The organism is Arcanobacterium phocisimile (assembly GCF_016904675.1).
GTDB classification, from domain to species: Bacteria; Actinomycetota; Actinomycetes; order Actinomycetales; family Actinomycetaceae; genus Arcanobacterium; species Arcanobacterium phocisimile.
Genome location: NZ_CP070228.1, coordinates 764,212 through 786,591 on the forward strand (window position 1 = coordinate 764,212; position 22,380 = coordinate 786,591).

Here is a 22,380-nt window from a genome sequence, read left to right on the forward strand (position 1 = left end):
CGTCTGGAATGAGAGCCAGATATGTTACGCTTCAACCACCCGAGCACGCAGTGGCTTTTGGTCAGGGTAGTGCACTTCGACAAGGTCTCCGTCGTTGAGCTTTGACGATCGGTGAGTGTTGAGCTCACCGTTGACGTAAACAAGCTCATCGATAATGATCTCGCGAGCTTGGCCGCCGGTTTCTGCGAGCCCGGCTAGTTTGACAAACTGTCCCAATTGGATAGGGAGGCGGACTGGGAATTCTTCAACCATATTATTCTCCTGAATTGGACGGATTTTCTGCCTTTATGATGTCATCACCAGCGCGTTTGCGGCGAAGGAAAAAGACTCCGTAGAGTCCGAGCAAACTAATCATGATTAGTGGTCCCCACCATGAGTAGGTTGCTGATGCCACTGTGGCTTTCCACACGGCCCAGCCAATAGTTGAATAGATTGCAGCCCAGGCAAGGCCACCTGGAATCATCGCAGCGGTATATAGTGGCCAAGGCATTCGCAAAATTCCAGCAGCCATGTTAGCAATCGTTTGGAAACCTACTGTGAGGAACGAGAGCGTGACGACGGGCCAACCCCGTCGTTGTACACTATGGACTCCGTTTTGAACGCGTTCGCTCGCGAGCCAGCGAGCAAAGCGTGACGAAGATTCAGCGGTGGATCCTGGCGTTGTTACAGTGCGTTGAACAACACGCGTGATATAACGGCCCAACCAGTAAGTTCCTTGTGCTCGGAAGAAAATAACCACGCACAGGAAAAGGAAAACTGCAAGGAATGGTCCTTCGGACATAAAATTCGAAATAATCGAAACTAAATCGCTCATATCTTAAGCTTCATTTGCGGAGCATTCGGCGCACAGGCCAAATATTTCGAAAGAATGGGATACCCGAGTAAATCCGTGTTCGGCGGCAACTCCATCCGCCCATTTCTCGATATTTGCGCCAGAGATCTCGATGGTCTTCCCACATGAGCGGCATACCATATGGTGGTGATGAACAGCTTCGCCACAGAAGCGGAAAAGTTGAGTTTCGGAGTTTTCAAGACGTAAAACATCAACATAACCATTGGTTGCTAGCGCTTGGAGATTGCGATAGACGGTTGCTAAACCAATAGATTCACCAGAGTTTTCGAGAAGATCATGGACCTCTTGTGCGGAGAGAAAGTTATTTTCCGTCCGTAACAGCTCCCAAATAGCTTCGCGCTGCTTCGTCATGCGTTGCACTGGTTCCCCTTATTATCGCTCGTACAGTACCCGAAACGTATTATCGTCGGGCACGATATTGCTTGCCTAGTAACCCTAGTATAACTGGACGAAAAATTGCGACAAGAAGGTAAAGGCTAACAGCGTACAAAACGATTGTTGCACCGGGGGACCAAGGCTGATAATAGGTGGTGATTAGTCCAGAAGTTGCGACGACAACACCGATGAGCATCGCTAGATGCATCGTAGAACGAAAAGAGCGAGTTACCATATGTGAGATCGCAACCGGGATGATCATTAAAGCAGACACGAGTAGCGCGCCCACAACTCGCATTGCGACCGAAACAGTAAGGGCCGCTGTGACCGCAATTAACGCTGAGAGAAACACGGTAGGCAGACCTGAGGCGCGTGCATGTTCTTCATCTTGGCACAAAACGAACAGCGCTGGACGTAAGCCGAGCCCGATACCGAGGATAATGATTGAGAGTAAGCCGGTAAGCCAGACGTCGATTTCAGTCACGGTAGAAATCGAGCCGAATAAGTATGATGTGAGGTTCGACGTCGTTCCGCCAGCGATTCCGATAAGAATCACACCACCTGCGATACCCCCATAAAAGACGAGAGCTAGGGCAACGTCTGCTGAGGAGTTACCTCGGTTGCGCATCCATTCGATCAGTAAAGCGCCTACAACGGAGGCGATGATGGCACCGGGAACAGCCCAAGCATCACGATTAGTAGCTTGCGCTGCGTTGGCCGCCAGCCACCCTAGCGCGACGCCGGTTAGTGCGATATGGCCGATGCCGTCACCGAGAAGTGTTAGTCGACGTTGAACAAGATAAGTGCCGACGACGGGGGCAGTTAGACCAACAAGTACCGCTACGATCAGGGCACGGACCATCAGGGGAGAAGAGAGCAGTTCAAGCATGAGTATCCTCGCATTCGCATGCTAGCGGGCTAAGATGTTCCGTCAAAGATCGTGTTTTTTCCGCGGAAAGTAGGCATCCTTGTGATACTTCATGAACCTGATCAATAATGGAACCAAGATTATAAATATCGTGTAGCACCATGACGATAGTGGTCCCAGAATTACGCAAGTCGGTAAGCGTCGTCGTGATCTGTTCGCGAGATTGGGAATCGATACCGGCAAACGGTTCATCGAGAATAAGTAGATCTGGTTCGCGCACGAGAGCTCGCGCGATCAGTACTCGTTGTTGTTGCCCACCGGAAAATGTTTGAACCGACTCGTCGGCGCGGTGCTCTAGCCCTACAGTGCGGAGAGCTTGCAGGGCTTTCGTTTTGGCTCCCCCAGGTAGCCAGAAATGCCAGCCGTGGACGAAACCGGAAAGAACGGTTTCTAAGGCGGAGGCAGGAACTGTAGAGGCTTGTGCAACACGTTGTGGGGCATAGCCAACCCGTTGCCATGGAGTTTTACGTCCCAACGGTTGGCCAAATAACGAGATTCTGCCAGCCGAGCAGGGGATTGCCCCAACAATTGCTTTGATTAACGTTGACTTACCAGAACCGTTAGCCCCCAAGATTGCTACGGTTTTACCGGCGTCGATGGTGAGGTCGATACCGTGCAGAATCGGCACTCCGCCGAGTTTTACATGCAGTCCTTGGATGCTAACAGCTGGTTGAGTCATGGGGTTACTTTACACACCTCATGGAGTTTGTGAGAGATTGAAGATTCTTTTCCATAATGGAAATGTAGTCAGCGGAATCTTCACCCCGGGTTGCGGCGACGTCGAGGACAGCGAATTGTGCGCCGGTTTCCTTAGCGACAGTCTGGGCTACCTTCTCTTCACCATTAGTTGGGGTAAAGATAGTATTGATTTTCTCGGTTTCAACCAGTTTCTTAATCTCTGCAATTCGAGCTGGGGACGGTTCGAATTCTGGATCAATTCCGGCAACGCCAATCTGCTTGAGACCGTATTCGTGTGCGAGATATCCGAAAGCTGCGTGTGTTACAACAAATGACTTTGTTTCGCAGGTTGCGCTGAAGGCGGTGTCGAATTTCTGGTCTAGGTCAGTGAGCTTAGTGATGAGAGCCTTAGTGTTGGCCTTGTAGTCCTCAGCGTTTGCTGGGTCTTTTTCACTTAGCGTGGTTGCAATTGCGTCTGCAGCCTCAGCCATGCGCTCAGGGTCGGTCCAGAAATGTGGGTCGTAGATGCCGTGGTCATGTCCTTCGTGGTCGTGGTCGGCGTGTTCGTCGTGATCTGCTTCGTGGTCGTGGTCGTGGTCGGCGTGTTCGTCGTGATCTGCTTCGTGGTCGTGATCGTGGTCGGCGTGTTCATCGTGATCTGCTTCGTGATCGTGGTCGGCATGTTCGTCGTGATCAGCATCCGACTCATGCTCATGATGATGAGCTTCACCGCCAGTTTCTTCATTTGTTAGTAAATGAACTGACTCGCCGATGTTAATTGCGTTTGCATCTGCTGAAGCAACGGCATCGTCAATTGCCGGCGAAAGCTTTGCAAGGTAAAAGACAATATCAGATTTTTGCATATCTGAAATTTCTTTAGGGGAGAGTTCAACGCCGTGAGCATCGGCTCCCGGTGGGGTGAGGTCAGTAATGCTGACGTGCTCGCCACCAACTTCAGATACAAGGTATGTTAGCGGATAAAAACTGGTGGTGACAGAAATCTTGCCATCCGCCGTCGTCGCTTTCTCAGAAGCGTCAGTTGAACAACCAATGAGCGCCAAAGCGCTAGCGCTAGTCAGGGCGATAAATTTTGCGAGAGTCGATACTCGGAAGTTATTTTGTGTCATATCTTCATGTAACCGTAAATGAGAACGATTGTCACCAGTAGCGTGCGGAATTCGTGAAGTGTGGTGGCTTTAACGTGGAGAAAACTCCCGTGACACCAACTCAAACGAGAGATTCATCTGGTGGGGACGTAGAATGAAAGGACAGATACCCACTGCATCATCCAGATGCAGACACTTGAAAGGAGCAGCCGCATGGCCAAGCAGGCCCCATCGCGACTCGATAACGTTATTTCACTTGCAAAACGACGCGGATTCGTCTTTCCCTCCGGAGAAATCTACGGTGGAACCCGATCTGCATGGGATTACGGCCCATTGGGAGTCGAACTTAAAGAAAACATCAAGCGTCAATGGTGGAAGGCTAATGTGACTGCTCGTGAAGATATGGTTGGACTAGATTCCTCCATCATTCTTCCTCGTGAAGTATGGGTAGCTTCCGGCCACGTCGCAACCTTCTCTGATCCGCTTATCGAATGCCAGCACTGCCATAAGCGCTTGCGCGAAGATGATCTCATCGAACAGCATGCAGAAAAGAAAGGCATCGCCGAATCCGATGTCTCTATGACCGACATCGCTTGCCCTAACTGCGGAACACGTGGTCAATGGACGGACTCAAAGCCATTCTCCGGTCTCCTGAAAACCTTCCTTGGTCCAGTCGATAACGAAGAAGGCCTACACTACTTGCGTCCTGAGACCGCTCAAGGAATTTTCGTTAACTTCCTCAACGTTGTTACTGCTTCTCGTAAAAAGCCACCGTTTGGTATCGGCCAGGTCGGAAAGTCGTTCCGCAACGAAATCACACCAGGAAACTTCATTTTCCGTACCCGTGAATTCGAGCAGATGGAAATCGAATACTTCGTTAAGCCTGGTGACGACGAAGAATGGCACCAGTCATGGATCGATGCTCGCCTCTCATGGTATGAAGATCTTGGAATTTCCCGTGGTAACCTCCGACTCTACGAGCACCCGCAAGAGAAGCTCTCGCATTACTCCAAGCGCACAGTGGATATCGAATACCGATTCGGATTCCAAGGATCGGATTGGGGAGAACTTGAAGGTATCGCTAACCGTACCGACTTCGATCTTTCTTCCCACTCGGAGGCTTCTGGTAAGAAACTGGAGTACTTCGATCAGGCTTCAGGCGACCGTTACACGCCATACGTTATCGAACCTTCCGCAGGTTTGACTCGTTCCCTGATGGCCTTCCTGACCGAGGCTTACACGGAGGACGAAGCACCAAACACTAAGGGTGGGGTTGATAAGCGAGTTCTTCTCAAGCTCGATCCACGTTTGGCCCCAGTCAAGGTTGCTGTTTTGCCATTGTCGCGTTCTGCTGACTTGTCGCCAATGGCTCGCGAACTTGCGGCAAAGTTACGCCGCCACTGGAATGTCGATTTTGACGACGCCGGCGCTGTTGGTCGTCGCTATCGCCGCCAGGATGAAATCGGAACTCCGTTCTGCGTCACGGTCGACTTCGATTCTCTTGAGGATCACTCGGTAACGATCCGAGATCGTGACTCCATGGAACAAATCCGTATTCCATTGGCAGAAGTTGAATCTTATCTTGCAGGTAAACTTGTTGGATGCTAATGATTCAGTGGTTGGTGAAGGTCCTTCCTTCACCAACCACACACATTCTCACTCCGGTACTTTAACTCTTACACCGGAGGATCGCCGTCGCGTGCGTTTTGCGTTGGCGTGCGTCGTGATACCCATCGCCCTACTTACGATGCTTGGCCTATTCATATTCTGGCCGACTACGGGAACTTTGGGCGGTTCGGGATCTACTGCTATCGCATCGCGTGCGGAATTTGCTCCCGGTACAGAAAAAGTGATCGGCGAGATTAGTTTTATCGGGCAAACAGATGAGAATCGTCAGACCCCTGTAAAGATGAAAATTGACGGGGTGGAAGTTGGCGTGCACGTCCCTTACGAGTACGTCCACAACGGCCTTGACGTTGGCGATCGCATTAACGCTATTTTTTCACCGGGACTTATTGAAACGGATACTCCATACATATTCGTCGATTTCGTCCGTGCTGTTCCGGTTTGGATTCTGATTACTCTTTATATTCTTGTTGTGCTCATTGTGGCGCGCGGAAAAGGGCTGGCAGCGGTTCTTGGCTTAGGAGTCTCGCTAGCTGTTGTTGCAGCATTCATGTTGCCGGCCTTAATGGCCGGAAAATCACCGATTATGGTGGTAATTATCGGCGCGGTATCGATGATGTTCACGTCTATCTATTTAGCACACGGAATCTCGATTCGTACCACAACTGCGATTCTTGGCACCCTGGGTGGCCTGTTGATTACCGGAGTCGTAGCGTGGATTTCTATCGATTCAATTAACTTAACGGGCACTTACGGAGAAGAATCAGTTGGGCTGTATAGCCAACTAGGCTATCTACGTATGGATCAGATCTTGCTGTGTGGCATGATTCTTGCCGGTCTGGGTGCGCTAAATGATGTGACAATCACCCAGGTGTCGACCGTGTGGGAATTACATGCTGCCAACCCAGCGGCCCGGCGTCGTAAAATCTTCCGGCAGGCAATGATTATTGGCCGTGACCATATTGCCTCAACTGTCTATACCCTCGCTTTCGCCTACGTCGGTTCGGCGTTGCCGCTGCTGATGAGTGCGACGTTAGTAGATCGCGGATTTGTCGATTTCTTGATGATCGGGCAGGTTACTGAAGAAATCGTCCGCACCCTGGTAGCTTCCGTCGGTCTGGTTCTTGCAATCCCAATGACGACTGCGATTGCCACGATTTTCGCACCGGTAGCGCCGACAACCACGAAAGAGAATACTGACGAATGAGTGTTCACATTGGCGACGTATCACTTGAGGCACCGATTATTCTTGCCCCGATGGCAGGCGTAACCAATCCGCCGTTTCGGCAGTTGTGTCGTGAATTTGGTGAAGCGGGCGCGCGTGCTGCTGGAGTAGAACTCAATGATAAAGTTGATAGTGGCGGGAGTGTTTCTCAAGCAGGCCTATATGTTTGTGAAATGATCACCTCGCGGGCACTGATCGAGCGCAGTCCAGAAACGATGACGATGATCAAACCAGATCCACTCGATCCGGTTAGGTCGATTCAGCTCTATGGTGTTGAACCAAGAACTATCGCGCAAGCTGTCGATATTTTGGTACGCGAGGACCGTGCTGACCATATCGATCTAAATTTTGGATGCCCGGTCCCCAAAGTCACCCGCAAGGGCGGTGGTTCAGCGCTACCGTGGAAGCATCAGTTATTCTCCGATATTGTTTCTGGCGCTGTGGAAGCTGCTGAGCAGGCATCGCGCGAAGCTGGGCGCTCCCATGTAGTGCCGGTGAGCGCAAAGTTCCGGATTGGTATCGACGACGATCACACCACCTTCCGCGACGTAGCCCAGATGAGTGCGGACGCGGGAATTTCCGCATTGACGCTCCATGCACGCACAACCGAGCAACACTATTCTGGGCAGGCGCGTTGGGAGTATATCGAAGAACTGAAGTCGCTATCACAGTTACCAGTTTTTGGTAATGGGGATATTTTTGAAGCTGATGACGCGGCCCGTATGCTTAGGCAAACAGGTGCTGACGGTGTGAGCGTTGGCCGTGGATGCCAGGGGCGCCCGTGGCTATTCTTTGACCTTGTTGCCGCAGCATACGGTAGTCAGGAACGGTATCGTCCTGATTTGCGAGAAGTTGCCGATATTATTGTCCGGCATGCTCAATTATCCGTCGACCATTTCGCTGATGAACACCGGGCTATGCGTGAGCTTCGCAAACATGTGGGCTGGTATTTGCGCGGTTTTTCTGTTGGTGGGCAGATGCGCCATCAGCTAGGTCTGATCGAATCAGTTGAACAGCTTAGGGAACTACTCGATACGTTAGATCTTGATCAACCGTTCCCAGAAGCCGCTGGCGGACCACGGGGCAGAGCCGGTGGAGCAAAGCGCCCGCATCTTCCAGAATTCTGGTTGGATTCGCACGAGCTTTCTGAGCTCCAGCAAGCAAAAATTCATGAAGCAGAAGTTAATACGTCTGGTGGTTGAGACGACACTCAGTTTTTGAGATAGTGAAAGATATAGCAAGATTATGAGCTACAGTTACGCCTCGCAAGATACACAACGGTGGTTGAGTGAAGGGATTAAGAGTACGTCACGTACTGATTTTGAACGTGATCGTGCTCGAGTGCTGCATTCAGCTGCGTTGCGTAGGTTGGGTGCGAAAACCCAAGTTATGGGGCCGGAATCAGATGATTTTATCCGCACTCGCTTGACCCATTCTCTGGAAGTCGCACAGGTTGGTCGTTCGTTGGCGAAGAATCTTGGTGCTGACCAAGATATCGTAGAGACGGCTTGTTTGTGCCATGATCTTGGACATCCACCGTTTGGGCATAACGGTGAAAAAGCATTAGACGAGCTTGCACAGTCTTTCGGTGGTTTTGAAGGTAACGCTCAGACGCTACGTATTCTTACCCGTTTGGAACCTAAACGTTTTCACAGTGATGGTACGCCCGCAGGGTTAAATCTTACCCGGGCGATCGTGGACGCTACGGTGAAGTATCCGTGGACGCGTTTCACTGGTCCGGCGGGCAATGCTTCGCCGAAGTTTGGTGCATACGACGACGATGTTCCTGCTTTCTTATGGGCACATGAGGATCATGGACGCTCGCGGTCTGCTGAGGCGCAGATGATGGATCTGGCTGACGATATTGCTTATTCTGTGCATGATTTGGAAGACGGTATTTTTTCTGGTTATATCGATCCGAAGCGGATATCGGCTTCGAACGAATCTGAGCTAACGGCGATTGTTGACTCGACACTTTCGTGGTACAAACCCGCGTGTAGTGCTGATGACTTAGCAGCGGCTGGGCGACGAGTGTTACAGATGGCTGCACGCCCAGTGGATTATCAAGGATCGCAACGGGATATTGCCCGGTTAAAAGATTACACGTCCGATTTGATTGGCCGGTTCGTTTCCTCTGTCACCTCTGCGACTCGAGAACGGTATTCTGATCCGCTGGGCAGGTATGACGGAGACGTCATTGTTCCAACCGATACGGCTTTGGAAATAATGTTTATTAAGGGGATAGCGGTGCATTATGTTATGGCACCACGGGAGCTCGAAGCGCCATATTTCGAGCAACGTTCGTTGCTGTTCGACTTAATGGATGCGCTTGTGGAAGATCCGCTGGAACGCCTTGAACCAATGTTCGCCCAACTGTGGAAACAAGCTCCGGATGAGGATGCAAAACTTCGCGTGATTATTGACCAGATAGCTTCCTTGACCGATCAGTCGGCTAGGGTATGGCATGCGCGTTTTTGTGGAATGTTACGCCATTGATCTATGTGTTGCAGGTCGCATTATTTTCCGTGTATTCTTTCTGATGTCTGGCGAAGCCCATCAACGATGATGTCCGTGGTAAGCCAGTTTGTCAATGAAGACTTAGAAGAGGATTCGCAATGAAGAATATGACCAAAGTCGTAGCTGTATCCCTAGGATCGCTGATGGCGCTTGCAGCTTGCTCGGGTGGAGACGCTACGTCGTCATCATCAGAAACTTCAAGTGCAGCAAATAACCAAAAGCCACTCGTTTGGTTCAACCGTCAACCATCTAACTCCTCAACCGGAGATCTTGATATGGACGCGTTGAGCTTTAATGACAACACCTACTACGTCGGATTCGATGCATCCCAAGGTGCTGAGCTCCAAGGCCAAATGGTTGCGGAATATATCGAGGCTCACAAGGACACAGTTGACCGTAATGGTGATGGCAAGATCGGTTATGTTCTTGCTATTGGCGACGTAGGCCATAATGACTCGATTGCTCGCACCCGAGGTGTTCGTAAAGCACTTGGTACCGCAGTTGAAGAAGGTGGAGCTATCCTTTCCGATCCTACCGAAACCAATGCACAGGCGGTTAAGGAAGGCGAACTTGGAAGCTTCAAAGTAGTTGAGCTTGCTTCTAAGGAAATGAAGACCGGTGCCGGCGCAACCTGGGATGCAGGTACAGCTGGCGATACCATCACAGCATGGAGCGGTAAGTTCGGCGATGATATCGACCTTGTCATCTCGAATAACGATGGTATGGGCATGGCAATGTTCAATAAGTGGGCGAAGGCTTCCAAGGTTCCAACTTTCGGCTACGATGCAAATTCTGACGCCGTTGCAGCTATCGCTGATGGATACGGCGGTACCATTTCCCAGCACGCAGACGTTCAGGCATACCTCACCTTGCGCGTTTTACGTAATGCGCTTGACGGCAAGGATGTCATGGAAGGCATTTCCAAGGCTGACGAAGCTGGAAACGTCTTGTCCGATAAGGACTTCAAGTATGTAGAAGACGAGCGTTCCTTCTATGCATTGAACGTTGCAGTAGGTGCAGATAACTACCAAGACTTCCTCGACTCAACCGTTACCTACAAGCCAGTGAGCAACCAGGTTACCGCTGACACCAAGAAGGTATGGCTTGACATTTACAACTCGGCGGATAACTTCCTCGGTTCAACCTACCAGCCACTTCTTCAGAAGTACGACAAGCTCCTCAACCTCGATGTTGAGTACATCGGTGGAGACGGACAGACCGAATCCAACATCACCAACCGTCTAGGTAACCCAGGATCGTATGATGCATTTGCGATCAACATGGTGAAGACCGATAACGCTTCGTCCTACACCTCGCTTCTCAACCAGTAATTTTCAGCCGTCGTTTTAATAGCTGAAAATAAAAGAATGGGGTAATCGAACATCGGCTTCGATTACCCCATTCTAAAGAGGAAAGATCTCATGACACACACCACTGAAGATTTAGTTTTGACGATTCGGGGAATGTCAAAATCGTTTGGTCGTAACCGAGTCTTAGACCATATCGATTTCGATGTGAAACGCGGATCAATCATTGGCTTGATGGGGGAAAACGGCGCCGGCAAGTCAACAATGATGAAATGTCTTTTTGGCACGTACCAAAAAGACGAAGGCGAAATTACACTCGATGGACATCCAGTTGCCTTCGCTGGACCTAAGGAAGCTCTGGAAAACGGAATTGCGATGGTCCACCAGGAGCTCAACCAGGCACTGGAGCGTTCCGTCGTTGATAATCTCTTTCTAGGCCGTTACCCAAAAACAAGCTTGGGAACCATTGATGAAACACGTATGCGGCGCGAAGCAGCTGACCTTTTCCGGCAGTTGGGAATGACGGTTAACCTCACTCAGCCAATGCGGAAAATGTCAGTGTCGCAACGCCAAATGTGTGAAATTGCTAAAGCTATTTCGTATAAGTCGCAAGTTATTGTACTGGACGAGCCTACGTCGTCGTTGACTGAACCGGAAGTGCGTAAGCTGTTTGAAATGATGCGCAAGTTGCGGGACAACGGTATATCTTTGGTTTACATTTCGCACAAGATGGATGAAATCTTCGAAATTTGCGATCAAGTTTCAGTGCTGCGTGACGGTAAGCTAGTGATGACGAAGGATACCGATAAGACGAACATGAACGAGCTCATCACCGCTATGGTGGGGCGCTCACTCGATAATCGTTACCCAGAAGTAGATAACACTCCGGGTGAACCGATTCTCTCGATCAGTCATCTTTCGACTAAGTTTGCTCCCTACATTAAAGACGTGTCTTTTGATGTCCGTGAAGGCGAAATTTTTGGTCTCTATGGTCTTGTGGGGGCGGGACGAACTGAGCTCCTTGAAACAATTTTCGGTGTCCGAACCCGTGCAACTGGGCGTGTCTACTACCGTGGCAAGCTCATGAACTTTAACAAACCACGTGAAGCAATCGATTCCGGATTCGCGCTTATCACTGAAGAGCGCAAAGCGGACGGTCTATTTTTGAAAGGTGATTTGACCTTCAATACAACGATTGCGAACCTGCCAGCATATAAGAAGAACGTGGCTCTTTCTGACCGGCGTATGCAAGCTGCGACGGTGTCTGAGATTCGTACGATGCACACGAAGACTACCGGCCCAGAAGAGCTTATTTCCGCGCTTTCTGGTGGTAACCAGCAGAAGGTTATTTTCGGTCGGTGGCTTGAGCGGGAACCGAAAGTTTTCATGATGGATGAGCCGACCCGTGGTATCGACGTCGGTGCAAAATATGAAATCTATGAACTGATCATCCAGATGGCTAAGCGTGGAAAGACCGTACTCCTCGTGAGCTCCGAGATGCCAGAAATTCTTGGCATTACCAACCGCATCGGTGTTATGTCGGCCGGCCGTCTCGCCGGCATTGTTGAAACTAAAGATACTAACCAAGAAGAGCTTCTCCGGCTCAGCGCAAAGTATTTGTAAGAAAGGGAAGTTTAATGACCATCCTCACCTATGAGAAGGAAGAACAGCTTCTCGCGCCAATCAAAGAATATGTTGGCACGATTCAAGCTGAGATTGATGCCTTGCGCGAAGACGGAACCACCAAGGCTACCCGCCTTCAGCATGAGTTGCGCAACATGAAAGCAGATCGCACGCTCTCGAAAGAAGAGCGCGAACAATTGCGTCGTCAGGATGAAAAAGAGTTAGCAGAAGCTAAGAAGGTGCAGTCCGCTCATCGTCCGCGCATCAATGAACTAATCGCGAAAGCCGAAAAGTATATTGAAGAGAACTTTGACAAGCAGTATTTGAGCAAGGTTGAAGCAAGCGTTGAAGAAGAAAAGAAGCAGGCGCGAGAAGAGTATCAACGGCGTTTAGACGAAGTTAAGCAGGAGCACGAAGAAGCCGTTGCTCAACTGAAGCAGAGCGATGGAGCTGACGTTTCACAAGAGCTTAAAGACGAAGAAGTCGTTTACAAAAATAAGCAATATGACGCCAAGGTATCTATGCAACACAGCTTGCAGGCTGCGAAAGATCGCCGCCACGCAGCAGTTGCAGAAAAGTACCACATGATCGACTTACTGCGTAATTCGAACTTTACAGTTAAGCAGTCCCTGGCGCAGAAGTGGGAAAACTACCGTTACTCCTTCAACCGTCGCCAGTTCCTGCTGAAGAACGGCTTGTACATCGTTATCATTTTAATCTTTATCGCAATGGCGATTTTGGCTCCGATGACGAAGGGCGTTGACCTGCTCACCACGCAGAATGTTCTGAACATTTTGCAACAGGCTTCCCCACGTATGTTCTTAGCCTTGGGTGTTGCCGGATTGATCTTGCTTACTGGTACAGACTTGTCTATCGGACGTATGGTCGGTATGGGCATGGTTATTGCAACAGTAGTTATGCACAAGGGGCCGAATACCGGTAGCGTCTTTGGTCATGCCTTTGACTTCACCGGCATCCCGATTGGTGGTCGTGTTGTGCTGGCATTGATCGCTTGTATTATCGCAACGACGATCTTCACCATGATCGCCGGATTCTTTACCGCGCGATTCAAGATGCACCCATTCGTCTCCACTATGGCAAATATGCTGATCATCTTCGGTTTGGTTACCTACGCAACCAAGGGTGTTAGCTTCGGTGCAATCGAATCCGATATTCCAAAGATGATCGTGCCAAATGTTTCCGGATTCCCAACCATTATTCTGTGGGCAATCGCAGCAACCATCGTGGTCTGGTTCATTTGGAACAAGACTACCTTCGGGAAGAACCTCTACGCAGTTGGAGGTAACCCTGAAGCAGCAGCCGTTTCGGGTATTTCTGTTTTCAAGGTGACCATGGGAGCCTTCATCCTTGCCGGTATCCTCTACGGCTTCGGATCGTGGCTTGAAGCAGCACGTATGTTCGGTTCCGGTTCGGCCGCCTACGGCCAGGGTTGGGATATGGATGCTATTGCTGCCTGTGTGGTCGGTGGAGTTTCCTTCACCGGTGGTATTGGAAAGATTTCTGGTGTGGTTACCGGTGTGATGATCTTTACCGGTCTGACCTACTCGTTGACTATTCTCGGTATTGACACCAATCTTCAGTTCGTATTCGAAGGAATCATTATTTTGGCTGCGGTCACACTTGATTCTCTCAAGTATGTTCAGAAGAAGTAATACTACGTGGTAAAAGGATGGTGACCCCAGTATTGACGCTCGAGTCACCATCCTTTTATAAGTCTTGTACGCATATGCTTTATAGCATGCTTGCGGCCAAAATAAACAACCGACGACGTCGAGATGGATCGGGAGAAGAACTACTATGAAAACGGCAATCCAGAACTCTTCCAGCTAGCTAAGCCACCATGGATCGAAATCGCATCGTAACCTGCATTTTGCATGCGATATGCGGTGTGTAGCGATTGTTGCCCATCAGAACACACCAGTATCAGACGTTGAGTTTTGTCCAATCCAGACGACGGGCGAAGCAAACGCGCTTGTGGAATATGCTCGCTACCTGCTATATGCCCTTTATTCCAGTCAATGAGGTCGCGAATATCGATTAGGCGAGCACCAGCTTGATATTCCTTATATGCCTGCGCAGTGGTGAGTTGAGGCGAACGCCCTTCTGGATAAAGAAAATCGAAAAAACCCATAGAAATATTCTAACCAGATTTTCTCGATCGGTGCCTTAGACGATGAGACCTGTATCAAACGAGCTTTGAAAAGATGTTTTGCAAGAGCATAACTCAGAGGGGTGTTATCATTTGACACTGCCGGCTAATATAGAACCATGGGCGGGATGATAAAACGATCAGTGATTGACGATGTGCGTGACAAGACGCGCATCGAAGATATTGTTGGCGAATACGTTACGCTCAAAACCGCTGGAGTCGGCTCAATGAAAGGGTTGTGCCCATTCCACGATGAGAAGACGCCGTCTTTCCACGTGCGCCCGCACGTCAACCGGTGGCACTGCTTTGGATGTGGCGAAGGCGGAGATGCCATCTCTTTTATCGAACGCATCGAACATGTTTCCTTCGTTGAAGCAATAGAACTCCTCGCCCGTAAAGCCGGAGTAACAATCGAATATGAGGAAAGTGCATACGGTGAGCGAGAAGAACGCGGCCCACGCGATGTGACGCGCTCGCGACTAATCGATGCCCATCGAGTCGCCGAAGAATTCTATATTCAGCAATTGGCGACTGAAGCCGGGAAACCAGCTCGTGACATGCTGGAAGCACGCGGATTCAGTCCGCAAGCTATCGCTGATTTCCGCGTCGGGTATTCTCCGGATTCGTGGGACGGTGTACTAACCGAGCTTCGCCGTCGCGGGTTTAATGATAAAGAGATCTTGGCGTCAGGCCTTGCCACGCAGAAAACTCGTGGACTCTACGATCGGTTTCGAGGCCGAGTCATGTGGCCAATACGGTCCATTACAGGTGACCCGATCGGGTTTGGTGCACGTAAACTTTTCGACTCTGATCAGGGGCCGAAATACCTCAATACTCCAGAAACGATGATATATAAAAAATCTGGAGTACTTTACGGGCTGGATGTAGCGAAAAAGTCAATTGCTGAGCAACGTGCTATTGTCGTCGTCGAAGGCTATACGGATGTGATGGCTGCCCATCTTGCTGGGGTGACTAACGCGGTGGCTACCTGTGGTACTGCTTTTGGTAGTGAACATGTGAAGATTGTGCGACGGTTGATGGGCGATTCTGCTAATCCAGCAGCTGGTGTGATGATGAGTAACGGTCGTGCTTTTGGCGGTGAAGTTATTTTCACTTTCGACGGCGATGCCGCGGGTCAGAAGGCCGCGTTGCGTGCTTTCCAAGAAGATCAAAGTTTTGCGGCACAAACCTTCGTTGCTGTTTCGGCAGATGGCATGGACCCGTGTGATTTACGGATGGCTGGGGGCGATGCAGCGGTAAGGCAATTGATCGACGATCGTCGTCCGCTATTTGAATTTGCTATTCGTTCAATGCTTAATCAGCTTCCATTGAACACGGTTGAGGGCCGAGCTGCTGGGCTTTCTGCGGCTGCTCCGGTGGTGGCACATATCCGAGATCGCGTCTTACAGTCGGAGTATTCTCGCCAGCTCGCTGGTTGGCTTGGTATGGATGAGGCACTGGTTCGTGACAGTGTGCGCCGGGCGGGGAGAAATTCGCGATTGCCGGTCCAAATTCAACAAGTTGAAGAAGAGTATTCGCGCCCGGTTTTACAACCGCGCGATGCGCTACGTGACCCGATAGCGTTGGTTGAACGCCAGGCACTTGAAGTAATGCTGCAATTGCCTGGACTTGCGTTGGGAGCGCATGCGGATCGTATTCCGTCGCGCACCTTCCGCATCCCGATCCATCAAAGTATTTTTGATGCGCTAATGGCCGCTGGTGGGGTTGGCGCTTACGACGCAAAGTTCCGTGAACTGACTGCTGGCGGTATGGATAAGAACACTGCTTCGATTCGTGCAAGTTCGTGGTTCGTTGAGGAAGTAGAGTTACATGCTGACGACGTTGTTCGCGGTGCTATTCGTCAGCTTACGGTTGAGCCTTTACCAGAACGAGATGGTGAAGAGTCGTGGCGTTACGTGCGTGGAATTATTGTTTCCCTTATCCGGCAGGGGATTACCCAACAGATTGCTGATGTGCGCCGGGAAATGAACACGTTAAGTGCGGATTCTCCACAGCAGGAGTACTTGTTTGAAATGCTCATGAAATTAGAAACGGCCCGACGTGCGTATGATTCGGTTAACGGCGTGTGATGTGTGTAGTTTTACGGTTGTCAATTATGCCGGCGTGTAAGTTTTCGGTACGATAGTGTCCGTTGCCCCTGTAGCTCAGCTGGTTAGAGCAGGGAACTCATAATTCTTTGGTCGCGGGTTCAAGTCCTGCCGGGGGCACAATGTAAAATCCTCTAGTAGTTTGTTTGACTACTAGAGGATTTTTCGTCGGTGTACCGAGAACCTTTTGAGCTGTGGAAAACTTTTTTCGCGTATAGGAAAAGGTTGTTAGATTTACGCTATGAGCAGCACAGACTTTTCTCAAATGGTTTACCGATGGGCAGGTATTTTCATCGCTTCGATAGTACTTCTTAGCGCATGTACGGCTAAAAGTGAGCCGGCAGATCGGCCTATGGAGGCGTTAAGTTCACAAGAAGCGACAGTATTAGAGAACAGCGAGTCAGGCGGGGAACGAGCAATCCCTCAACGTCCTATTGTGGACCCACCGGTTGATCCGGTGTTGACTGGTGATAACCGTGCCGATGCTGTGGCAGTCGCTCAACATTTTGTGCAGGTGTATCCGTACATGTTGAAGACTGGTGATACGTCATTTTGGCAGCGCTACTCGTCTCCTGAGTGCAAATTCTGTCAAGAGACTCTCGACGCTGCGCGTGAACGCAATAAGTCCGGAGCGTGGATCGATGGGGATCTGGAACTGAAGAATCCGCTGCTACGGGTAGCGAATGAAGGTGAAACCCTCTTTCAAGTGGAATTTAGCGTGGAACGCACTGGTGTAGTTGAGCACTTGTCGACTGGCGAAAAAGTTGTTCCTAACCATGAAAATAGAGTTCTGCTGATCGTGAGCAAAGATTCTCAATGGACTGTTAAAAATTTCCAAATCGGAAAAGCTGCAGAAAATAATGAATAGTTTTTTCTTCTTTCTTGCTCTGACTGGAACTTTTAGTGCCGACACTCCTGCTATGACCGAGGGCGACCGTTGGGGATCATCAGTGACCGATAACATTGTTGAGGTGGGTATGGTCGTGCCGATTAATAGTTATACGAGAAACGACTCAGATGAGGTGCTCCCACCAGATCTCTCGGCGCCAACATTTGTACCGCCGCGCTATACGATAAGCGACTTTTGTGCGGGTATTCCTGTACCTGGAACCGTGCCTGTTGGATGGGGAATAGGAAATCTCGGCGAGCTTGAATCAAGACGCGAAGAAATATGTGCCGCAGATATGAACCAATCCCTAACCTTAGAGGCTATTTCAACAGCGTTTCAAGACCAAGCCTCCACAATTATTGATGCCGGTGAATTCCATATACAGCCAGAAACCACGTCGATCCTTATAAACAAAGACACCTATTTCTCAAGTACAGCAGTTGAGCACACAACTATGCTCACAGTTGCTGAACAAGAAATTCCCATCAAAATTACTCCGCAGTCGTATCATTGGCAGTTTGGCGATGGCGAAGAGCAGATAACTTCCACTGGAGGCCGAGGGTGGCCTGATGGGCAGATTCGACACCCGTATCACCAACAAGGTACCTATCGACCAACAGTAGTCGTGGCCTGGTCGGCAGTAGTTCGATTACCGTCAGGAACGTGGATCCAGGTGCCCGGAACTGGTTATACACAAAGTACTGGGCGGGAGTTCACAGTACGAGAAGCTCGAGCAGTCCTCACTTACAGAACACGCTAGACTACCAGTGTGAAACTAAATGAAAATTCGCAAGAAAAAGATGTGAACACCGGAACAGGTCTATCTGAGGACGAACTGGCAACGCTCAAAGCCGCGCAGAAAAAATACTTCTTCCTCGCCTTGATAGCAGGGCTGATCCTTCTTGTTCTGGGAATAATTGCTGGTCAAAACTTTGCCCACTCGACGTCGAGTGAAGTGGAGCAGGGGAGTAGCATCGCTATAGAGATTTTGGGAGAACAACTGTGCTAGGAAAGAAAAAATATCCTGAGAAGCTCAAGAACAGCCTCGGAAAAAGACCAGCCACTGCCACGAAGATCGCTGGACAAACAGAGCGCTGGATAGCCGCCTGGGCCACTGAAATGGCGATCATCGAAAATGACGGCAGCCGTCAGACATACGAATGGTATGAGTTTGAAACAGCCTCCTGGGACGATGAAGCACGCCTCCTGACACTGACATTCGTCGAACCAGGAGTCGAGGCGTTGAAAATCACACTCGATGACGATGCAAATGATTACCTACTGACGATGATTCATGAGCGAGTTGAGCGATCAATTGTCTGTCAAGGGTTTGCAGATTTACCTTCAGGCGGTGTCGCCCGAGGGCAAGTGCGTAGACGCTCTGATGAGACCCTTTTCGTTCAAATCATTGTTGACAGGGAACCTACATCGGCGGATTTGCAGGCAATAAACGGTTTAGAGATAGAGTTGCGCGATATGGTCGGCATGGTTAGCTAGCGTTGCCGATCGACTGTAGGAACAGGCGATTTTGTGATGGCGCTTACAAAACGTAGAAAAATGCGAATTTGAATTTGCATCCTTCTCCGTCACCGTCTATAGTTTTTGGAGTCGCCTTCCCGCATAGCTCAATGGCAGAGCATTCGACTGTTAATCGAAGGGTTGCTGGTTCGAGTCCAGCTGCGGGAGCAAAGGAATGAGACCCGGTCATTTGACCGGGTCTCATTCTATTTCCCAGTAGATAAATCGTAGGTTCGAAAGTCGTTCTTCGCCCATCAGTGATGTCAGAGCGATATACAAAATCTCTCTAACTTAGCCCAGCTTTGAATAGCGGCTCTTCGGATTTTGGTGGGGTGTGGGGTAGATTGTGTTGAGGAGTCGCTAGTTGGGTTTGCTGGTGTAGCGGAGGCATCTGGTGTGGTAGTTGGTGAAGTTGGTAAATCTGTAGCCGATTCTTTTGATGCGTTTGATGAGGTTGTTCATGGCTTCGGTGATCGAGTTCGATAGGCGGGCGTGGTGGTAGGCCAGGATCTGGTGATACCAGTTTTTGAGTGTTCGGCTAAGTTGTTGGATTTCTTGGGGTATGAAGTCTTGGCTGGTGTGGTTGATGAGTTGATCAAGCATGGTTTGAGTGGTGGTGATGTCGGGTGTAGAAATTTCGTAGGCGTGTCTTTGACACGGTAAGCGATAGCTACTTCACCATAGGGCTCTCCTAGGCGTAAGAGTGATTCGATCCGATGTTGTGTTTTATCGGTGAGTTTTTGTCCGTAGACAAGTTGGCGTCTTATACGGTAGAGCGGGTTGGTTTTTCGTCCGCGGTGTCCAAGTGTTTGTTGTTGAACACGCCGGCGTACACGATCAAGGGCTTGGTTAGTTAATGTGATGACGTGGAAGTGGTCAGCAACTTGGGTAGCGTGCGGTGTGATCGTGTTGAAAACAGCCCGGTAGGTCGGGCTCATATCGAGTGGGGCATAGCTGATTTTTTGTTTCCAATAGGTAGGGAAGCGGTGAAGGAAACGGGCAACCTCAACATAGCTACGGTTTGGAATAATATCAATGGTCTGGTGGTTGGTTATATCGCGTAGCGTGGTCACATATTGGGTAGGGCGTTTGTTTAAGACGAACGAAACGTGTCTCGTCAAGACCAATCGCAGGAGTTTGAGATAAACGTTTACGATCAGCATCAAGTAAGGCCTGCCCGTAGACGGTCACGGTATGGTTAATCGTGTGCCAATCACAGCCCAGCTCGCCAGCGACTTTACTTATTGTTCGTCCCATTCCTACTTGCTTGGTCGTCCGTTTAGCTGCCCTGGTCGTTAACCGAGAGTGTCTACTAGCAATGCGTTTGTCCTGGCTAGTCCATGAACCCATAGCACAATCATTGCTAGGACAATACCAGCGGTGTTTACGCCAGATCAGACCCATGGGGCGTCCGTAAACGGGCAGATCGATATAAGGAACTCGTGGTCTATCCTTGACTCGTGCCCGTACCTTGCATCGAGGACATAGCACGGTATCAAGATCTTGCTCGATCTCGATTGATTGGTGTGGTCCGTGACGATGATAAGCCACAGGCACAACATCTTTTAAACTCAGTAAACGAGCCACGATTACGTTAGGATCAGAACTGGTGAAGATAGTTTCAGGTTTTTTGCTCACACTCTAAGCATGAACTCTCTTCACCATCTTCACAACACCCCGCTAAAATGCGAAGAGTCGCTTTGAATGGCTCAGATCGCCCTGAATAAAGGGGAATGTTGTGCCGGGCACAATTACCAGCTCGAATATCGATCCCTACCTCACATTCGAACTCAAGGAGTAGGAAAAAAGACCCTCGTGGCGTAGAGTTATAGTTGTCATGCAAATCAAGAAGAAAAGCAGGGGGTGAAACTAAATGAAGAAGTTCAAGAACCTATTCCGCACCCGCGAGACAGCGAATGCACTCATCGTCGAAGCACGTGCGAAGGATATCGATTTCGCAATCGACTCTCGCACATGGTGAATAGAGCAATGCTCATAAGAAGGCGCACAACGGGGTGCGCATTTTTTATGCCCAAAATAGCTCGGCGAAAACATTTGCTGGACGATAGTACTACAGGCCAGTGCTACTATATCCACCGTCGTAAAGCCCCACGTTGCTTTTCGGGCTAGCGGACAATTGTTATTGATGGTTTTGCCGTTTTTCGTTGCTAGGGTGGGGTTTTCTGGAAAGAAACTCGTTTCGACTCGAGTTTTTGGTTGGACAATAGTTATTGATTTTGTTGCCAGTTATCCGCGTGATAGCAGGGAAAAATTGTAGTGAAAGTCGGTTGCATACTAGTGGGTATGAGATCGAACAAGAAACACTGCCCTACTTGTGGTGAAGGCATGGTCAAAAACGGTAAAGACAAATGCGGCCACCAACGCTGGATCTGCCGCTCATGCAAGGTAACCTCGCGTTGGCATAACGACGTCACTTCGCGGGATTTGCGTGCGTTCTTAGAGGTTCTGACTGGGAAAACCACGCAGCGAGAACTTCCTGGACAGGGCCGGACCTTCCGACGCAAGAGCGCTGTGTTGTGGGAGATCTGGCCGATATGCGAACCCGATGGGCAAGCCCACCGCGTGATCCATGTTGATGGTATCCATTTAGGCCGCGATGCTGTCATTCTGATCGCCTGCAGCCCCGAATATGTGATTGCCTGGCATGTGGCCAGACGTGAATCGACCCAAGCCTGGCTGGACCTGCTCGCGAAAATCCCACCACCCGGTATGGTCGTGGCTGACGGGGGCACAGGTTTCACAACAGCTCGGGCACAATTGTGGCCCTCCACGCGTGTCCAACGCTGCACGTTCCACGCCTATCAACAGGTCAAACGCTACACGACCACACGCTCACGAACTGAATGTGGCAGACAGCTCTACCGGATCGGTGTTGATCTATTGCATGTGAAAACTCCCGCACACGCGCACGTATGGATCGATAGCTTCTATGCTTGGCGTCACCGTTGGGCTGGGTTCCTGGCCGAGAAAACCCGTAACGAGAAAGGAAAACTAGTCGATAAACACGAGCGGCTCGTCAAGGCTGGCAATAGTCTGTCTAGGCTGGTCGATAGTGGCCATTTGTTCACGTTTCTCAATCCCGATCTTTACGATGACGGAGAAATAATCGGTTCTCTACCAGCGATGAATAACCAGATCGAGGGAGGTATCAACTCGCCTTTACGTGAACTGCTGCGCCGTCATCGGGGTATGAGTATCGATCACCGGATCCGTGCAGTGTCATGGTGGTGCTACCTACACACCGAGAACCCTGCCAACCCAGCCGAAATCCTGCGTATCATGCCCACCAACACGGACATCATGCGCGCTTACCAGCAAGCCGCAGCCCGACACCGAGCCCACCACAACAACCATCGCTGGGGCAACGGCCTTGACTGGAACGAACTCCACACCCACACACCCTACCGCAACGACTACTAACCCAAAATCAATAACT

The 22,380-nt window shown here is 50.1% G+C and carries 22 protein-coding genes, 2 tRNA genes and 1 pseudogene; 15 read left to right on the top strand and 10 right to left on the bottom strand.

Annotation, left to right across the window (positions count from 1 at the left end; translation table 11 throughout):
* Positions 1–24: 24 nt before the first annotated feature.
* Genes JTE88_RS03375 through JTE88_RS03400 form a run of 6 tightly spaced genes read right to left on the bottom strand, consistent with a single transcriptional unit; the run spans position 25 to position 3,961 of the window.
* Complete coding sequence (locus JTE88_RS03375) at positions 25–252, bottom strand: RNA-binding S4 domain-containing protein (RefSeq protein ID WP_204425379.1); 228 nt, start codon at positions 250–252, stop codon at positions 25–27.
* Position 253: 1 nt separating this feature from the next.
* Positions 254–814 (bottom strand): DedA family protein, encoded by a 561-nt coding sequence (locus JTE88_RS03380; RefSeq protein ID WP_204425380.1) that lies wholly within the window; start codon positions 812–814, stop codon positions 254–256.
* A gap of 3 nt (positions 815–817) precedes the next feature.
* Positions 818–1,204 carry a Fur family transcriptional regulator gene (locus tag JTE88_RS03385; protein WP_204425382.1) on the bottom strand — a complete coding sequence of 129 codons (387 nt, stop codon included), beginning with the start codon at positions 1,202–1,204 and terminating at the stop codon, positions 818–820.
* A 49-nt stretch (positions 1,205–1,253) separates the two neighbouring features.
* Positions 1,254–2,117: a metal ABC transporter permease gene (locus JTE88_RS03390; RefSeq protein WP_204425384.1), complete on the bottom strand. Its 864-nt coding sequence runs from the start codon at positions 2,115–2,117 to the stop codon at positions 1,254–1,256.
* Entirely contained in the window at positions 2,110–2,835 is a 726-nt protein-coding gene (locus tag JTE88_RS03395) for a metal ABC transporter ATP-binding protein (protein WP_204425386.1), read from the bottom strand. Before JTE88_RS03395 ends, JTE88_RS03390 begins: the two co-directional genes overlap by 8 nt.
* 4 nt (positions 2,836–2,839) lie before the next feature.
* A complete protein-coding gene (locus tag JTE88_RS03400) occupies positions 2,840–3,961 on the bottom strand; it encodes a metal ABC transporter substrate-binding protein (RefSeq protein WP_204425388.1) in 1,122 nt (373 codons plus the stop codon).
* Positions 3,962–4,153: 192 nt separating this feature from the next.
* Here JTE88_RS03400 and JTE88_RS03405 point away from each other — a divergent pair, with 192 nt between their 5' ends.
* From JTE88_RS03405 to JTE88_RS03435, 7 genes are all read left to right on the top strand, one after another.
* Entirely contained in the window at positions 4,154–5,548 is a 1,395-nt protein-coding gene (locus JTE88_RS03405; protein ID WP_204425390.1) for a glycine--tRNA ligase, read from the top strand.
* Entirely contained in the window at positions 5,472–6,773 is a 1,302-nt protein-coding gene (locus JTE88_RS03410; protein WP_239519559.1) for a YibE/F family protein, read from the top strand. Before JTE88_RS03405 ends, JTE88_RS03410 begins: the two co-directional genes overlap by 77 nt.
* The gene (dusB, locus tag JTE88_RS03415; protein WP_204425392.1) at positions 6,770–7,993 is read left to right on the top strand and encodes a tRNA dihydrouridine synthase DusB; all 1,224 of its coding nucleotides are present in this window, start codon (positions 6,770–6,772) and stop codon (positions 7,991–7,993) included. Before JTE88_RS03410 ends, dusB begins: the two co-directional genes overlap by 4 nt.
* A gap of 43 nt (positions 7,994–8,036) precedes the next feature.
* Entirely contained in the window at positions 8,037–9,287 is a 1,251-nt protein-coding gene (locus JTE88_RS03420; protein ID WP_204425394.1) for a deoxyguanosinetriphosphate triphosphohydrolase, read from the top strand.
* 119 nt (positions 9,288–9,406) lie between these two features.
* Complete coding sequence (locus JTE88_RS03425) at positions 9,407–10,639, top strand: substrate-binding domain-containing protein (protein ID WP_204425396.1); 1,233 nt, start codon at positions 9,407–9,409, stop codon at positions 10,637–10,639.
* Positions 10,640–10,729: 90 nt separating this feature from the next.
* Positions 10,730–12,238 (top strand): sugar ABC transporter ATP-binding protein, encoded by a 1,509-nt coding sequence (locus tag JTE88_RS03430; protein WP_204425398.1) that lies wholly within the window; start codon positions 10,730–10,732, stop codon positions 12,236–12,238.
* 14 nt (positions 12,239–12,252) lie between these two features.
* Entirely contained in the window at positions 12,253–13,911 is a 1,659-nt protein-coding gene (locus JTE88_RS03435) for a galactose/methyl galactoside ABC transporter permease MglC (protein ID WP_204425399.1), read from the top strand.
* Positions 13,912–14,054: 143 nt separating this feature from the next.
* Here the strand turns inward: JTE88_RS03435 and JTE88_RS03440 are convergent, their stop codons facing one another.
* Positions 14,055–14,390 carry a rhodanese-like domain-containing protein gene (locus JTE88_RS03440; protein ID WP_204425401.1) on the bottom strand — a complete coding sequence of 112 codons (336 nt, stop codon included), beginning with the start codon at positions 14,388–14,390 and terminating at the stop codon, positions 14,055–14,057.
* A gap of 137 nt (positions 14,391–14,527) precedes the next feature.
* Here JTE88_RS03440 and dnaG point away from each other — a divergent pair, with 137 nt between their 5' ends.
* From dnaG to JTE88_RS03475, 7 genes are all read left to right on the top strand, one after another.
* Positions 14,528–16,498 carry a DNA primase gene (dnaG, locus tag JTE88_RS03445; protein WP_204425402.1) on the top strand — a complete coding sequence of 657 codons (1,971 nt, stop codon included), beginning with the start codon at positions 14,528–14,530 and terminating at the stop codon, positions 16,496–16,498.
* Between the two features lie 64 nt (positions 16,499–16,562).
* A tRNA-Ile gene (locus tag JTE88_RS03450) sits at positions 16,563–16,636 on the top strand.
* Between the two features lie 121 nt (positions 16,637–16,757).
* Positions 16,758–17,384: a DUF6318 family protein gene (locus JTE88_RS03455; protein WP_204425403.1), complete on the top strand. Its 627-nt coding sequence runs from the start codon at positions 16,758–16,760 to the stop codon at positions 17,382–17,384.
* Complete coding sequence (locus tag JTE88_RS03460; RefSeq protein WP_204425404.1) at positions 17,377–18,165, top strand: hypothetical protein; 789 nt, start codon at positions 17,377–17,379, stop codon at positions 18,163–18,165. Before JTE88_RS03455 ends, JTE88_RS03460 begins: the two co-directional genes overlap by 8 nt.
* Before the next feature lie 9 nt (positions 18,166–18,174).
* Complete coding sequence (locus tag JTE88_RS03465) at positions 18,175–18,414, top strand: hypothetical protein (protein ID WP_204425405.1); 240 nt, start codon at positions 18,175–18,177, stop codon at positions 18,412–18,414.
* Positions 18,408–18,902, top strand: a complete 495-nt coding sequence (locus JTE88_RS03470; RefSeq protein WP_204425406.1) for a hypothetical protein — start codon at positions 18,408–18,410, stop codon at positions 18,900–18,902. Before JTE88_RS03465 ends, JTE88_RS03470 begins: the two co-directional genes overlap by 7 nt.
* Positions 18,903–19,019: 117 nt before the next feature.
* Positions 19,020–19,091, top strand: a tRNA-Asn gene (locus tag JTE88_RS03475).
* 192 nt (positions 19,092–19,283) lie between these two features.
* Here the strand turns inward: JTE88_RS03475 and JTE88_RS09145 are convergent.
* The 3 genes and pseudogenes from JTE88_RS09145 to JTE88_RS03485 all read right to left on the bottom strand — a co-directional run bounded on the left by JTE88_RS09145 (position 19,284) and on the right by JTE88_RS03485 (position 20,561).
* The gene (locus JTE88_RS09145) at positions 19,284–19,526 is read right to left on the bottom strand and encodes a transposase (RefSeq protein WP_275586624.1); all 243 of its coding nucleotides are present in this window, start codon (positions 19,524–19,526) and stop codon (positions 19,284–19,286) included.
* Positions 19,527–19,609: 83 nt separating this feature from the next.
* Positions 19,610–19,996: pseudogene (locus tag JTE88_RS09245) on the bottom strand (ISL3 family transposase); the annotation flags it as partial.
* A complete protein-coding gene (locus JTE88_RS03485) occupies positions 19,956–20,561 on the bottom strand; it encodes a transposase family protein (RefSeq protein WP_204425410.1) in 606 nt (201 codons plus the stop codon). The gene JTE88_RS03485 and the pseudogene JTE88_RS09245, both read right to left, overlap by 41 nt.
* 708 nt (positions 20,562–21,269) lie before the next feature.
* On the opposite strand from JTE88_RS03485, the gene JTE88_RS03490 reads away from it, so the two are divergent.
* The gene (locus tag JTE88_RS03490) at positions 21,270–22,364 is read left to right on the top strand and encodes an IS1249 family transposase (protein ID WP_204425412.1); all 1,095 of its coding nucleotides are present in this window, start codon (positions 21,270–21,272) and stop codon (positions 22,362–22,364) included.
* Positions 22,365–22,380 lie beyond the last annotated feature (16 nt).

Bases quoted from the DNA above. Each gene is read 5' to 3' on its own strand.
- JTE88_RS03375 (WP_204425379.1), bottom strand. From the start codon at position 252: ATGGTTGAAGAATTCCCAGTCCGCCTCCCTATCCAATTGGGACAGTTT.
- JTE88_RS03380 (WP_204425380.1), bottom strand. From the start codon at position 814: ATGAGCGATTTAGTTTCGATTATTTCGAATTTTATGTCCGAAGGACCA.
- JTE88_RS03385 (WP_204425382.1), bottom strand. From the start codon at position 1,204: ATGACGAAGCAGCGCGAAGCTATTTGGGAGCTGTTACGGACGGAAAAT.
- JTE88_RS03390 (WP_204425384.1), bottom strand. From the start codon at position 2,117: ATGCTTGAACTGCTCTCTTCTCCCCTGATGGTCCGTGCCCTGATCGTA.
- JTE88_RS03395 (WP_204425386.1), bottom strand. From the start codon at position 2,835: ATGACTCAACCAGCTGTTAGCATCCAAGGACTGCATGTAAAACTCGGC.
- JTE88_RS03400 (WP_204425388.1), bottom strand. From the start codon at position 3,961: ATGACACAAAATAACTTCCGAGTATCGACTCTCGCAAAATTTATCGCC.
- JTE88_RS03405 (WP_204425390.1), top strand. From the start codon at position 4,154: ATGGCCAAGCAGGCCCCATCGCGACTCGATAACGTTATTTCACTTGCA.
- dusB (WP_204425392.1), top strand. From the start codon at position 6,770: ATGAGTGTTCACATTGGCGACGTATCACTTGAGGCACCGATTATTCTT.
- JTE88_RS03420 (WP_204425394.1), top strand. From the start codon at position 8,037: ATGAGCTACAGTTACGCCTCGCAAGATACACAACGGTGGTTGAGTGAA.
- JTE88_RS03425 (WP_204425396.1), top strand. From the start codon at position 9,407: ATGAAGAATATGACCAAAGTCGTAGCTGTATCCCTAGGATCGCTGATG.
- JTE88_RS03430 (WP_204425398.1), top strand. From the start codon at position 10,730: ATGACACACACCACTGAAGATTTAGTTTTGACGATTCGGGGAATGTCA.
- JTE88_RS03435 (WP_204425399.1), top strand. From the start codon at position 12,253: ATGACCATCCTCACCTATGAGAAGGAAGAACAGCTTCTCGCGCCAATC.
- JTE88_RS03440 (WP_204425401.1), bottom strand. From the start codon at position 14,390: ATGGGTTTTTTCGATTTTCTTTATCCAGAAGGGCGTTCGCCTCAACTC.
- dnaG (WP_204425402.1), top strand. From the start codon at position 14,528: ATGGGCGGGATGATAAAACGATCAGTGATTGACGATGTGCGTGACAAG.
- JTE88_RS03455 (WP_204425403.1), top strand. From the start codon at position 16,758: ATGAGCAGCACAGACTTTTCTCAAATGGTTTACCGATGGGCAGGTATT.
- JTE88_RS03460 (WP_204425404.1), top strand. From the start codon at position 17,377: ATGAATAGTTTTTTCTTCTTTCTTGCTCTGACTGGAACTTTTAGTGCC.
- JTE88_RS09145 (WP_275586624.1), bottom strand. From the start codon at position 19,526: ATGCTTGATCAACTCATCAACCACACCAGCCAAGACTTCATACCCCAA.
- JTE88_RS03490 (WP_204425412.1), top strand. From the start codon at position 21,270: ATGGTCAAAAACGGTAAAGACAAATGCGGCCACCAACGCTGGATCTGC.